The organism is Streptomyces pseudogriseolus (assembly GCA_002154585.1).
Lineage (GTDB): Bacteria > Actinomycetota > Actinomycetes > Streptomycetales > Streptomycetaceae > Streptomyces > Streptomyces pseudogriseolus.
Genome location: MUNG01000170.1, coordinates 14,470 through 29,029 on the forward strand (window position 1 = coordinate 14,470; position 14,560 = coordinate 29,029).

The following is a 14,560-nucleotide window of genomic DNA, read 5'->3' on the forward strand; positions in this document are numbered from 1 at the left end:
GTGACGGCACGTCAGAACGGCACACTGTGACCGAATCGGCGCGCTTCAGGTCCGTCTTTGTCGGGACCCGTACGGCAGAGTGGAGGAACGCTTCGTTCCCTCGCCGGTCCGCCCACCGCGTCCGGTGGGCGGACAGGGGCACCCTGGGCGTCGGGCGCTTGTCGGGTGAGGGACAATGAAGGCTCTGTCAGGGCGGGTTGCATGAGGGGACGCATGTCGGAGGCGGAGCGGGCGGGGACATCCCGTCAGGACAAGAGCGCACGTCTCCTCGCCGGGCGGTACCGGCTGGGAGACGTGCTCGGCCGCGGCGGCATGGGGACGGTGTGGCGGGCCGAGGACGAGACCCTCGGCCGTACGGTCGCCGTCAAGGAGCTCCGCTTCCCGTCGAACATCGACGAGGAGGAGAAGCGGCGGCTGATCACCCGGACGCTGCGCGAGGCCAAGGCGATCGCACGGATCCGCAACACCAGCGCCGTGACCGTGTTCGACGTGGTCCAGGAGGACGACCGGCCCTGGATCGTCATGGAGCTCGTCGAGGGCAAGTCGCTCGCCGAGGTCATCCGGGAGGACGGCCTGCTGGAGCCGCGCCGCGCCGCCGAGGTCGGGCTCGCCGTGCTCGACGTGCTGCGCTCCGCGCACCGCGAGGGCATCCTGCACCGCGACGTGAAGCCGTCCAACGTGCTGATCGCCGACGACGGCCGGGTCGTGCTCACCGACTTCGGCATCGCCCAGGTCGAGGGCGACCCGTCCATCACCTCGACCGGCATGCTCGTCGGCGCCCCCAGCTACATCTCCCCGGAGCGTGCCCGCGGCCACAAGCCCGGACCGGCGGCCGACCTGTGGTCGCTCGGCGGCCTGCTGTACGCGGCGGTCGAGGGCACCCCGCCCTACGACAAGGGCTCCGCGATCGCGACGCTGACCGCCGTGATGACCGAGCCGCTGGAGGAGCCGAAGAACGCCGGCCCCCTCCGGGACGTCATCCACGGCCTGCTCAACAAGGACCCCGCCCAGCGGCTCGACGACCGCGCCGCGCGGGCCATGCTGACCGCCGTCCTCAGCGCCCCCGACACCAAGGACGCCGACGGCCGGGCGGCCGACGCCACCCGCGTCGTGCCGCTGCCCGAGCAGCCCGGCACGCGGGAGAGCGGGGCCAAGCGGGGCGAGGAGAAGCTGCGCGGCGCGCTGCGGTCCGTGCGCAAGGCCGCGGTGGCGGCCGGCGCGGCCGGCGCCGCCCGCACCAGGTCCGGCGGCACCCCGTCCGCCTCGGCGTCCGGAGCGGCGACCCGCACCCCGGACACCGAGCCGGCCGCCGCCACCCGGTCCACCACACACTCCGCGACCACCGCGAGCCCCGCCGCCGGGACGGCCGGAGCCGCACGCGGGGCGGGAGGCGCCCGCGGCGCCAACGCGGCCACCGGCGGCCGCAGTTCGGGCTGGCCCGTGATGACCCCGCCGGACCTGCCCGCGCGGCCCGTGCCGCGCGCCTCGATCACCGACGTGGTGCCGCGCCGCACGCTGGTCGTCATCGCGCTGGTCGTGGTGCTCGCCGTGATCGGCACGGTGCTCGCCCTCACCCTCGGCGGCGACGACGAGGACGGCAAGGGCGCCCAGGGCCCCGGCGGCGGCCGGACCGTGGCGGAGAGCACCCCCAGCGCCGAAACCAGGAAGGACGACGAGGGCGGCGCCCACACCGACGGCTCCGCCACCGCCTCCTCGGACTCGGGCACGGGCGCGGGCAAGGAAGCCTCCCCCGACACCACCGGCAAGGGCGGCGACGCGCCCGGCGGCTCGGCGGACGCCGGCGACGGCGGCGCGGGCAAGGCCGCGGCGCACACGACGCACCAAGGGCAGCAGGGGTACTCGATCGGTCTGCCCAAGGGCTGGAAGTACACGTCGTCCGACGAGGCCGGCGACCGCTTCACGGGGCCGGACGGGCAGAAGCTGCTCATCGGCTGGACCACCACGCCCAAGGACGACCCGGTCGCCGACTGGAAGGCGCAGGAGGGCTACATGGTGCGCCCTCAGTACAAGCGCATACGGATCGTGCCGGTGGAGTACCGCGGCTGGAAGACGGCCGACTGGGAGTTCACCTACGTCGACGGCGGCGTGAAGTACCGCTCCGTGGACCGGGGTACCGTCGTCAACGACGGCCTGGGGTACGGGCTGATGTACACGGCGAAGGCCGACGCGTGGGACGGCGAGCAGCGCAGGAACACGTGGCGGACGCTGACGCAGACGTTCCGCCCGAAGTCCTGAGCGCGCCGGGCCCGCGGATCGGGGATCCAGATGTGGCATCCCCGCTCTGCGGGTTGCCTCCGGCACGTATCGTGAGTGGTTGCGGACCGTACGGAGCGGGAACGGGCCGTCCGGAGAACGGAACTGACCGACCGTAGTGCCGGGGGAGGCAACGTGGACGACTATGCGGGACGGGTTCTCGCCGACCGCTACCGCCTGCCCCTGCCTCCGTCCGACGAGTACGAGCTGACCGAGAGCCGCGCCTTCGACACCTACAGCGGCCAGGAGGTCCTGGTCCGGCAGGTGCCGCTGCCGGAGGTCGTCGAGGCCGAGGTGCTGGACGCGGAAGGGCTGCCCGAGGGCTTCACCGCCCGGGACGGAGCGCGGCGCGGCCGGGGCGTGCCCGGCGCCGCCCGGGGCGCGGTGCGCCGGCCCGCCGACCCGGTCGTGCGGCGCGCCGTGGAGGCCGCGCAGGCCGCCGCGGCCCTGCCCGACCATCCGCGCCTGGACCAGGTCTTCGACGTGTTCGCGGAGGGCGGTTCGCTGTGGATCGTCAGCGAGTACGTCGCCGCCCGCCCGCTGGCCGCGCTGCTCGCCGAGAAGCCGCTGTCCCCGTACCGGGCCGCCGAGGTCGCCTCCGACGTGCTCACCGCCCTGCGGGTGCTGCACTCCCACGGCTGGGTGCACCGAAACGTCACCGCGCGCACGGTCCTGGTCTGCGACGACGGCCGGGTGATGCTCACCGGGCTGGCCGTCGGCGCGGCCGAGGAGGCGCTGTGCGGCTACGACCCGGTGCCGCCCGCCGACGACGACGAACCGGAGCCGGGGGCGGCGCTCGAGGCGCTCGGCCCGGGCGCCGGACCGGACGGCGGGCGCGGACCGGCCTGGCCGCCCGGGCTCGCTGCCGGTCCCGACCCGGACGCGGCGCGCCGCGCGGCCATCGAGGCGCGCGCGGGACGGCTGCCGGGCGGCGGCGGCACCACCGGCGGGCCCGGCGACCTCTCGCCCGTGGTGGCGCCCCGCGCCCTGGACAGCGCGGGCGACGTGCGCGCGGCGCGGGCCGGGGCCATCGCCGCCTACCGTGCGGGCGCCCGGGCCGCGGCGCGCGTGCAGGAGGCCCAGCAGGGCTCCCGCGCGCTGCCCGGCGCGCGGCCCGCTTCCGACGAGGGCGCCGGGCAGCGGCCCTCGTCGCCCCCGGGACAGATAGCCGACCCGTACGGAGTGGCGGCCCCCGGCCGGCCCGGGACCGCGCCCCGCATCGGCGCACAGGCGAGCGGCACCCCGGAATCCGCGTCGGACGCCTCCGCAGCGGCCCCCGCCGGAAGCTGGGACGCGCCGGCCCCGCGCGCCCCCGCGCGCCGAGGTCCCGCCACGGCGCTGGCCGCCGAGCGTGCCCGGCAGGCGCGGATGGCCGTCGTCGGGCCCGTCACCGAGCGCTGGGCCCCCGAGCAGGCCGGGCCCGTGCACGAGAACTGGCAGCTCGCCCCGCCGATCGGACCCGTCACCGACCTGTGGGCGCTGGGCGCGCTGCTGTTCCGCGCCGTGCAGGGGCACGCCCCCTACCCGGAGGAGTCGACGGCCGAGCTGGTGCAGATGGTGTGCGCCGAGCCGCCCGCCTTCGCCGAGGAGTGCGGCCCGCTGCGCCCCGTCGTGGAGTCGCTGCTGCGTCAGGACCCCCTGGAGCGGCCCGACTTCGAGGAGCTGCGCGGCTGGCTGCGGTCGCTGGTGCGCTCGGCTCCCGAGCCCGAGGCGGGCCTGAACGTCATAACGGCCCCGCCGGTGGACGCCAAGCGTCTGCCGGTCATAAGGCGCCGGGGCGAGCTCGTGCGCAGGCGGCGCGCCGGGCTGCCCGCACGGCACGGACGGCACAAGAAAGCGGCGTCGCAGGCGGGTTCGCCGCGTCGCCTGGGCCGCACGCTGCTCCTGCTGGTGCTGCTCGCCCTGGCGGCGGCGGTCGCGTACGCGGTGCTGTTCATGCCGAAGGCCGGCGAGGAGACCACCGGGTCGCCCTCCGCCGACCGCACCCCGGCCGCCGGCGGGGCCGCCCCGAGCCCCTCGGACGACGCGGGACGCCCGGACGGCGACACCTCCCCGAGCGGCGGCGAGGGGCCGCGCAGCAGCCCCGAGACGTCGGCCGCGTCCACCGAGACGCAGACCACCGGTCCCGAGGTCGCCGACGGCTTCACGCTGCGCAAGGACCCCGAGGGCTTCCAGGTCGCCGTCGCCGAGGGCTGGCAGCGCACCGGCAAGAACGGCAGCGGCCAGGTCGTGTACGCGAAGGGCGACTTCGAGCTCATCGTGGTGCCGGGCCGGGACAGCGCCCAGCAGTTCGGCGGCGACCCGATGGCGTACCAGCGGGACGCCGAGCGCGAGCTCCAGCCGTACCGCGACTCCAGCTGGGCCACCTCCACCGGGCTGAAGACCATCGAGGTCGGCGGACGGGTCATGGCCGAGGGCCAGTTCACCTGGACCGGCGACCGGGGCGAGCTCTACGTGCGCAACCTCGCCGCACTGATCGACGGCCGTTACCACGTGCTCCAGGTGCGCGGCCCGGACGGCGAACGGGACGAGGTGACACGGCTCTACGAGCAGGCGGCCGCCACGTACCGGCACACTGGCTGACCACCGGCCGACCGGCGGGGGAGGCGCGACGCGGGGGCGCGACAAACCATCACAGTGCGGTCTCTCTGGCACCCCCTCGGTTCCCAGGACGGGCCGGGGTACCTACCCTGACCCTGTCAAGACCATTGCGGGGCAACGTGAATCAGATGCAGGGCTCGCTCGTCGCGGGCCGCTACCGACTCGGCGAATCCATCGGGAGCGGTGGCATGGGCCGGGTGTGGCGCGCACACGACGAGGTGCTGCACCGTTCCGTCGCCATCAAGGAACTCACCGCCGCGCTCTACGTCTCCGACAGCGAACGGACCACCCTGCTGGCCCGCACCCGCGCGGAGGCGCGGGCCGCCGCGCGGATCAACCACTCGGCCGTCGTCACCGTGCACGACGTGCTGGAGCACGACGGCCGGCCGTGGATCGTCATGGAGCTGGTCGAGGGCCGCTCGCTGGCCGACGCGGTCAAGGAGCAGGAGCGCGTCGAGCCGCGCGAGGCCGCCCGCATCGGCCTGTGGGTACTGCGCGCCCTGCGCGCCGCGCACGCCGCCGGCGTCCTGCACCGCGACGTCAAGCCCGGCAACGTGCTGCTCGGCCGGGACGGCCGGGTGCTGCTCACCGACTTCGGCATCGCGCAGATAGACGGCGACGCGGCCATCACCCGCACCGGCGAGGTCGTCGGGTCCGTCGACTACCTGGCGCCCGAACGGGTCCGCGGTCACGACCCCGGCCCCGCGTCCGACCTGTGGGCGCTCGGCGCGACCCTCTACACCGCGGTGGAGGGCATGTCGCCGTTCCGCCGCACCTCGCCGCTCACCACCATGCAGGCCGTCGTGGAGGAGGAGGCCGATCCGCTCCAGCACGCCGGCCCGCTCGCGCCCGTCATCGGCGCGCTTCTGCGGAAGGATCCGGCCACCCGGCCCGACGCCGCGACGGCCGAGCAGATGCTCGCCGAGGCCGCGGAGGGACGCCGCCCCCGCGCGGCGCAGGAGTACGTGCCCACCCAGGCCGTGAACACACACGTCCCGCCGCCGCGCCAGGCCGGACCGCACCCGGGCGCGCCCGCGGCACCGGCGTACGGCGTGCCGGTCCCCCCGCGGGGCAGCGGCTCCACGGCTGTTCAGGCACCGTACGGAACGCCCGCGGTGGGGCGCCGGCGCTCGCGCGGGCGGACCATCGCGCTGGTCGTCGCGCTGGCCGCGATCATCGGCGGGGGCACGGCGGTGGTGCTCCAGCAGCAGCACGACCGCGGCGGCACCACGGCGTCGCCGACCGGGACCGCCGACCCCGGGAAGACACCCGGCGTGTCGGACACCGGCGGACCCACCGAGGACAGCCTGCCCGAGGGGTGGGTGCGCCGCAGCGACCCCTTCGGGTTCACCGTCGTCCTGCCTGGCGAGCACTGGGAACGGGTGCTGTTCGACGAGGAGACCCGGCAGGTCGACTACACCCCCGACGGCGGCGAGCACTTCCTGCGCATAGCCGCCGACGACGCCCCCGACTTCGACGACCCGTTCGACCACCTCAGCGACCTCGACCAGCAGATCGGCGGCCGTCTCGTCGACTACCAGCGGATCGATCTCAAGCGCCTGACCTACCGCGACCGCGAGGCGGCGCGCCTGGAGTACAGCTGGACCGCGCTGCCCAAGGACACCGAGTTCCCCGGGCCGCGCCGGGCGGTGGACCAGATGTACCTCACGCGCGACGGCGTGGAGTACGCCCTCTACATGTCCGGGCCCGCCGAGGACTGGGAGACCACCAGGCAGCAGTTCGAGACGATTCTCAGAGGCTGGCGCGAGCCCTGACCGCCCCCGGCGTGCGCGGACGTGCGCCCGTTGGCCGAATCGCCGTACCGGAGCGAACACATCCGGTGGGGCATGATGGGCGCATGGTGACCGAGGGGGAGCCGGACTACGGGACCGACGGGGCCAACGCCCGCGTCGTGGCGGGACGTTACCGCTTGGAGGAGTTACTCGGGCGTGGCGGTATGGGCGTGGTGTGGCGGGCCACGGACCAACTGCTCGGCCGGGGCGTCGCGGTGAAGGAACTGCCCTTCGACGACACGCTCACCGCGGCCGACGCCCGCCGGCAGCGGGAACGCACCCTGCGCGAGGCGCGCGCCCTGGCCCAGCTCAGCCACCCGAACATCATCGTCGTGCACGACGTCGTCGAGGACGACGAACGCCCTTACATCGTCCTGGAGTTGATCGACGGACCGTCCCTCGCCGAGCGGATGGCCGCCGACGGGCCGGTGGACGCGGCGGAGGCCGCGCGGATCGGCGTCGACCTGCTGGGCGCACTGCGCGCCGCACACGCGGCCGGGGTGCTGCACCGGGACCTCAAGCCCGCCAACGTGCTGCTGGAGAACGGCACCGACCGGGTGCTGCTCACCGACTTCGGCATCGCCCAGATGCCCGGCTCGACCACGCTCACCGAGAGCGGTTCGTTCGTCGGCTCCCCCGAGTACACCGCCCCGGAGCGGATGTCGGGGGCACGGACCGGGCCCGAGTCGGACCTGTGGTCGCTGGGCGCGCTGCTGTGCGCGGCGCTCAGCGGCGAGTCGCCGTTCCGCCGGGACTCGCTGAGCGGCGTGCTGCACGCGGTGGTGGTCGACGAGATCAGGCCGCCCGCGCAGGCCGGGCCCATCCTGCCCGTGGTGCGCGGCCTGCTGGAGCGCGACCCGGACCGGCGGCTGGACGCCGACCGGGCCGAACGGATGCTGCGCGCCTTCCTCGCGACCGGCCGTACGCCCGAGACGGCCCCGCTCGAGATGCTCCCGGACCGTGAGCCGCCGCGCCGCCGGCACCCGGTGTGGCGGGAGGTGCCCGAGGCCGCCCCGCGGTACACGCCGGGCGGCCGTCCCGTACGCCGGCAGCCCACGCGGGGCGCGCTGGTGGCGGCGCTGGTGATCGCCGCGCTGGCCGGGGCGGGCGTGACCGCGGGGGCGCTGCTGCTCCAGGACCGGGACGGTGAGGGAGGCGGCGGCACGCCGAGCACCAACGCGCCCGGCACCTCCGTGACCGGGTCGACGCCCGGGCCCGTGCCGCCCGCCACCACCCCGCGTCGGACCGCGCCGACGCCCACGGGGGCCGGCGCCACGCCGTCGGGCAGCGGGACACCGGCGACACCGGACACCTCACCGTCCGCCTCGGCCGCGTAGGCGTATGGCACTCGCCCGCACAGCCTTCTGGAACGCGCCCGCATAGCGGCATCAAAGCGGCATAAGTCCCGGCGTCGGTCACGGGTGTGTGACCGGTGGCGGCCCGCTGTGGAACGGCGGCGGTCCGGCACGGTATGGATGGACCATGAGCAGTGACGGGGGAGCACACAACGGGGCGAACGAGCCGACCAGTTATGGTCTGCAACCGCCCGACCCGAACCCGCCGGCCGCCGTGCCGCACCCCGGCAACCCGTACGCGACGCCGACCGTCCCGGTCCCGCCGCAGGGGGCCGGTCAGGCGCACACGCCCGCGCACCACCGGGCGGGCCGTCCCGCGCCGGACGGCGCCCGCGCACGGGACGGCGCGCCGGGGAGCGGACCCCGGCAGACCCCGTCCGCCCCGGCGGGCGACCGGAGCACGCCCGGCGCGTCCGGCACGCCCAACACGCCCGGTCCGTCCGCCGCCGACCCCGGCGCCGGGCGGGTCGTCGCCGGGCGTTACCGGCTGCTCGCCAAGCTCGGTCACGGCGGCATGGGCACCGTGTGGCGGGCCCAGGACGAGACGATGGACCGCGAGGTCGCCGTCAAGGAGCCCCGGGTCCCCGACCACCTTCCCGAACGTGAACGGGCCAACGCCTTCGAGCGGATGCGCCGCGAGGCCCGCGCCGCCGCCCGGCTCGACCACCCCGCCGTGGTCAACGTCCACGACGTCGCCGTGGTCGACGGCCGGCCGTGGATCGTGATGGAGCTCGTCCGGGGACGCTCGCTCGGCGCGGTGCTCCAGGAGGAGGGCACGCTCTCCGCGCGCGAGGCCGCCCGCGTCGGCCTGGAGGTGCTGGGCGCGCTGGAGGCCGCGCACGCGGCGGGCGTCCTGCACCGGGACGTCAAGCCGGACAACGTGCTGCTGGGCCGTCACGACCGGGTCGTCCTCACCGACTTCGGCATCGCCCGGATCGAGGGCGACACCAACCTGACCGACACCGGCGGCTTCGTCGGCTCGCCCGAGTACATCGCCCCGGAGCGGGTGCTGGGCCAGCGCCCCGGCCCCGCCTCCGACCTGTGGTCGCTCGGCGTGGTGCTGTACGCGGCGACGGAGGGCGTGTCGCCGTTCCGGCGCAGCAACACGCCGGCCACCCTCCAGTCCGTCCTCAACGCCACGCCGGCGCCGCCCGCCTCCGCGCGGGGCCCGCTGGCCGACGTCATCACCGCGCTGCTGCAGAAGGACCCGGCGCGCCGCCCCACGGCCCGGCAGGTGCGCGCCGCGCTGGAGGCCGCCGCGCACCCGCCCGCGCCGGCGCCCACCCAGGTGGTCCGGTTCGCCGAGGGCGGCAAGGGCGTACGGATCGGCCGGAAGACGCTGACGGGACTCGGCGCGGCGGTCGTCGCGGGAGCGCTGGCCGCGTACCTGCTGATCGCCGACCCGTTCGCGGGGCCGCTGCCGGACGGCTGGAAGCGGTACGACCTGGGGGACCGGGTGGGCGTCGCCGTCGCGGTGCCGGAGGGCTTCGTGAAGAACAAGCAGCCCGCGGACTCGGACGGGACCGTCGCCTCCTTCACCGACCCGAGCGGGCTGGTGAGCGTCGAGGTCAACCGCGACCTCAAGGCGGAGGACACCGACGGCGCGATCGAGGGCTCGGCGTCGGAGCGCGCGTTCGCCCACTGGGAGGAGCTCAGGGACGGCGAGTACAGCTGGGGCATCGCCGACACGCCCGCCCCGAAGGGCAAGCCGCGCGAGACCACGTACAAGGACCGCGAGGCGGCCACGAACACCATCGTCTACACGACGACGACCGACCCGGCGACGGTGCGCGAGGTGCGGGTCATGTACTACCGCAACACGAGCGGCGACATGTACCGGCTGTGGATCGTGTACCCGGGCACGGGCTACTTCGCCGACGACGGCCGGGACATCGCCCGTACCGTCATCGACTCCTGGGACGTCCACAAGCTCTGAGCCCGGGACGGCGCGTCAACGCCCTGATCAGGGGGTTCGGTGCCAGCGTTCACTGGCGGTGTGTGAGCGGTCGGTGAATCTGTTACCGACGGGTACACAAAGTGTTCCGCCAGGCATACCCTGCGGCTCATGACGGACGCGCAGACCCGGGAAACGACCGGCACCAACCCCCTGGCCCCCGCCCCCCAGGGCGCACGCACCGCCGCCGACGTGGTCACGCCGGAACTGGTCGCCCAGCTCACCAAGGGCGTCGCCGGCTCCGGTCGCACCGCGAGCCACGCGCCGTTCACCGGCGCGAAGCTGGCCGACCTGCCCGAGTCGACGCCCGAGGACGTGGCGAAGGCGTTCGACGCGGCCCGCGCCGCCCAGGCCGTGTGGGCGCGGACACCGGTCCGGGAGCGCGCCGCCGTGCTGCTGCGCTTCCACGACCTGGTGCTCGGCCGGCAGGCCGAGGTGCTGGACCTGATCCAGCTGGAGACCGGCAAGGCCCGGCTGCACGCGCACGAGGAGGTCCAGGCGGTCGCCGTCGCCGCCCGCCACTACGGCCGCCGCGCCGCCGCCTATCTGCGGCCCAAGCGGCACACAGGCGCCGTGCCGGTGCTGACGAAGGTCTCCGAGCTGCGCCACCCGCGCGGCGTCGTCGGCCAGATCGCGCCCTGGAACTACCCGCTGGAACTGTCCGTCGGCGACGCCCTCCCGGCGTTCGTCGCGGGCAACGCCGTCGTGATGAAGCCCGACACGGAGACCTGCCTGACCGCGCTGTGGGCCCGCGACCTGCTGATCGAGGCCGGACTGCCCGCCGACGTGTTCCAGGTCGTCCTCGGCGAGGGCCCGGTCGTCGGCCCCGAGGTCGTCCGGCACGCCGACTACGTCTCGTTCACCGGCTCCACCCGCACCGGCCGCGAGGTCGCCCAGGGCGCCGCCGCCCGCCTGGTCGGCGTCTCCCTCGAACTCGGCGGCAAGAACGCCATGCTGGTGCTGGAGGACGCCGACCTCGACAAGGCCGCCGCCGGCGCCGTCCGCGCCTGCTTCTCCTCCGCCGGCCAGCTGTGCATCTCCATCGAGCGGCTCTACGTCCACGAGGCGGTCGCCGACGCCTTCCTGGAGCGCTTCGCCGCCCGCACCAAGGCGCTGCGCCTGGGCGCCGCCCTCGCCTACGGCGCCGACATGGGCTCCCTGGTCGGGCAGCGCCAGCTGGACGCGGTGACCCGGCACGTCGAGGACGCCGTCGCCAAGGGCGCCAAGGTCCTCGCCGGCGGCACCGCCCGCCCGGACATCGGCCCCTACTTCTACGAGCCGACCATCCTCGACGGCGTCGAGGCCCCGATGAGCGTGTGCACGGAGGAGACCTTCGGCCCGGTCGTCTCCGTCTACCGCTTCTCCTCCGACGACGAGGCGGTCGAGCGCGCCAACGGGACGTCGTACGGGCTCAACTCGTCGGTGTGGACGAGGAACGCCCGCCGCGGCCGGGAGATCGCCGCCCGCCTGCGCACCGGCACGGTGAACGTCAACGAGGGCTACGCGTCCGCGTACGGCAGCGTGCAGTCCCCGATGGGCGGGATGAAGGACTCCGGTCTCGGCCGCCGGCACGGCTCGGAGGGGATCCTCAAGTACACCGAGGCCCAGACCGTCGCCGAGCAGCGGCTGCTGCCGATGGCGCCGTCGCTCGGCATGGACGACGAGAAGTACGCGGCCTTCATGAGCCGCAGCCTGCGCCTGATGAAGACACTCCGGTTCCGGTGAGACGCGCGAACGGGCGCGGAGAGCCGCGCGACCAGCCACACACGACCCGCACGCGAACTCGAAGGGGAGCCCTCCGTGCCTGAAGACGCTTACGACTACGACGTCCTCGTCGTCGGCTCCGGCTTCGGCGGCTCCGTGACCGCCCTGCGCCTGACGGAGAAGGGATACTCCGTCGGCGTCCTGGAAGCCGGCCGCCGCTGGACCCGCGAGGCGCTGCCGAAGAACTCCTGGGACCTCAAGAACTACCTGTGGGCGCCCAAGCTCGGCATGTACGGCATCCAGCGCATCCATCTGCTGGGCAACGTCATGGTGCTGGCCGGCGCGGGCGTCGGCGGCGGCTCGCTCAACTACGCCAACACCCTGTACGTGCCGCCCAAGCCGTTCTTCGAGGACCCCCAGTGGGGCGCCATCACCGACTGGCAGGAGGAGCTGGCGCCGTACTACGACCAGGCGCGGCGCATGCTCGGCGTGCGGCTCAACCCGACGATGACCCCCTCCGACGTGCACCTGAAGGCGGCCGCCGAGCGGATGGGCTGCGGCGACACCTTCCACATGGCGCCCGTCGGGGTGTTCTTCGGCGACGGCGAGGACGCCGACGGGAAGGTGCGGGCCACGCCCGGGCAGGAGGTGCCCGACCCGTACTTCGGCGGGGCGGGACCCTCGCGGCGGGCCTGCGCCGAGTGCGGCGAGTGCATGACGGGCTGCCGGCACGGCGCGAAGAACACCCTCAACGAGAACTACCTGTATCTCGCCGAGAAGGCGGGCGCGGTCGTGCACCCGATGACCACGGTCGTGTCGGTGACGGAGGACTCGCGCGGCGGGTTCGCCGTCGCCACCCTGCCGACCGACGACCGCCGCAAGGGCAAGGGCCGGATGTTCACCGCCCGCCGGGTCGTCCTGGCCGCCGGCACCTACGGCACCCAGACCCTGCTGCACCGGATGAAGGCGGGCGGTCAGCTGCCGTACCTCTCGGACCGGCTGGGCGAGCTGACCCGCACCAACTCCGAGGCGCTCGTCGGCGCGCAGACCGACGACCGGCGCTACCGCAAGGCCACCGGCGCGCCGAAGGCCGACTTCACCCAGGGCGTGGCCATCACGTCGTCGATCCACCCCGACGCGAACACCCACATCGAGCCGGTCCGCTACGGCAAGGGCTCCAATTCGATGGGCTCCCTGTCGATCCTCCAGGTGCCGTACGCGGGCGGCGGCTCCGGCGCCGCCCGGGTGCTCGGCTGGCTGGGCAACGCGGCCCGCCACCCCTGGCTGCTGCTGCGCTCGCTGTCCAACCGGCGCTGGTCGGAGCGGACCATCATCGGCCTGGTGATGCAGTCCCTGGACAACTCCCTGACCACGTACGTGAAGCCGTCCGGGATGGGCCGCGGGCTGCTCACCGCGCGGCAGGGGCACGGCGCCCCCAACCCCAAGCAGATCAAGGCCGCCACCGACGGCGCCTCCGCGCTGGCCGCCGAGATCAACGGCTTCGCCGGCTCCAACGTCGGCGAGCTGACGGGCATGCCGCTCACCGCCCACTTCCTCGGCGGCTGCGCGATCGGCGACTCCTCCGAGACAGGCGTGATCGACCCCTACCACCGGCTGTACGGACACCCCGGCATCACGGTCGTCGACGGCTCCGCGGTCTCCGCGAACCTGGGGGTGAACCCCTCGCTGACCATCACCGCGCAGGCGGAGCGGGCGATGTCGTTCTGGCCCAACAAGGGCGAGGAGGACCCGCGTCCGGCGCAGGGCGAGACGTACCGGCGGCTGAGCCCGGTGGAGCCGAAGTCCCCGGCGGTCCCGGCGGACGCCTTCGGCGCGCTGAAGCTGCCGTTCCTGGGCATCCCGGCGGTGCCGCCGAAGAAGGAGCGCCCGCGCGCATGAATGAGGGGAAAGGACCTGTGCCCCCCTCCGAGCTCAGGTCCTTTCCCCTGGTTCAGGGGGCCGCCGCACGGGCGGCCTCGGTCACGCCTCCGCGTCGGCCTTGCGGCGGCGGACGACGAACAGCGCGCCCGCGCCGGCCACGACGGCGACGCCGCCGACCAGGCCGATCACCGGCAGGGCGGAGTTCGAGCCGGTCTCGGCGAGGCTGCCGGTGACGGCGACCTCGCTGACCTCGTCGAGCTCCTTGACGCCGCCGGTCTGCGGCTTGGCGTCCTCCGGCTCACCGGCGTCGGAGCCGGCCGCCAGGATGTCGAAGAAGTAGATCCAGCCGTTCGGGTCGTCGGCGACCCAGCAGCCCTCGGTGTCCGAGTACTCGGCGAAACCGCCGGTGAGGCCGAGCGCGTCCGGCACCTCGCCGCTGACGGACAGCCGCAGCTGGTACGACACGGACTGGCCCGCGCCCAGCGAGAACGCGGCGAACGTGGCACCCTCGCCCGCGGCGCCCGCGAGCGTGTTCCACTTCCCGGTCGCCCTGTCGTACGCCTGGACCGTGATCCGGCCGGAGTAGTCCCGGACGTCCTCCCAGCCGACGGCGGCGACGCCGATCAGCGGCTTGATGTCCGTGATGTCCTCGTCGCCGCGGTTGGAGACGTCGAAGGAGAACGTGGTCCAGCCGCTCCCCGCGACGATCGTCTCGGGCAGACCCGACAGACCGCTGCGCAGGTCGTCGCTCAGGGAGGCCGTGCTCTCGCCGTTCTCGTCGACGCAGAGCTCCGGGTCCTCCTCGGCCGGGGCGCTCGCGCTGGGGCTGGGCGTGGGGGCGGTGGCCGACGGGGAGGCGGTGGCGGACGGGGAGGACGAGGCGGAGCCGTCGGTGCCGTTGTCGTCACCGGTCCCGGTTCCGTCCTCGGTCCCCGTGCCGGTGTCGTCGGTGCCGTCGGTGTCCTGTCCCGGCTGTCCGTCCTGGTCGCCGGTGCCGG

The 14,560-nt window shown here is 74.7% G+C and carries 8 protein-coding genes; 7 read left to right on the forward strand and 1 reads right to left on the reverse strand.

Annotated features, from left to right (window positions below; translation table 11 throughout):
• The first annotated feature begins 213 nt into the window (after nt 1–213).
• From CCN29_RS16710 to CCN29_RS16740, 7 genes are all read left to right on the forward strand, one after another.
• Complete coding sequence (locus CCN29_RS16710; protein WP_006130721.1) at nt 214–2,256, forward strand: serine/threonine-protein kinase; 2,043 nt, start codon at nt 214–216, stop codon at nt 2,254–2,256.
• Nucleotides 2,257–2,409: 153 nt separating this feature from the next.
• Nucleotides 2,410–4,857 carry a serine/threonine kinase C-terminal domain-containing protein gene (locus CCN29_RS16715; protein ID WP_086682799.1) on the forward strand — a complete coding sequence of 816 codons (2,448 nt, stop codon included), beginning with the start codon at nt 2,410–2,412 and terminating at the stop codon, nt 4,855–4,857.
• Nucleotides 4,858–5,003: 146 nt separating this feature from the next.
• Entirely contained in the window at nt 5,004–6,650 is a 1,647-nt protein-coding gene (locus tag CCN29_RS16720) for a serine/threonine-protein kinase (protein WP_086682802.1), read from the forward strand.
• Between the two features lie 83 nt (nt 6,651–6,733).
• Nucleotides 6,734–8,005 (forward strand): serine/threonine-protein kinase, encoded by a 1,272-nt coding sequence (locus CCN29_RS16725; RefSeq protein WP_086682804.1) that lies wholly within the window; start codon nt 6,734–6,736, stop codon nt 8,003–8,005.
• Between the two features lie 145 nt (nt 8,006–8,150).
• Nucleotides 8,151–9,959, forward strand: coding sequence for a serine/threonine-protein kinase (locus CCN29_RS16730; RefSeq protein WP_086682807.1), 1,809 nt, complete (start codon nt 8,151–8,153; stop codon nt 9,957–9,959).
• Nucleotides 9,960–10,088: 129 nt separating this feature from the next.
• Nucleotides 10,089–11,702 carry a succinic semialdehyde dehydrogenase gene (locus CCN29_RS16735; protein WP_006134799.1) on the forward strand — a complete coding sequence of 538 codons (1,614 nt, stop codon included), beginning with the start codon at nt 10,089–10,091 and terminating at the stop codon, nt 11,700–11,702.
• A 75-nt stretch (nt 11,703–11,777) separates the two neighbouring features.
• Entirely contained in the window at nt 11,778–13,580 is a 1,803-nt protein-coding gene (locus CCN29_RS16740) for a GMC family oxidoreductase (RefSeq protein WP_086682810.1), read from the forward strand.
• An 81-nt stretch (nt 13,581–13,661) separates the two neighbouring features.
• On the opposite strand, the gene CCN29_RS16745 is transcribed toward CCN29_RS16740, so the two are convergent.
• The coding region (locus CCN29_RS16745; RefSeq protein WP_086682813.1) for an LAETG motif-containing sortase-dependent surface protein at nt 13,662–14,560 on the reverse strand (899 nt) is incomplete at its 5' end.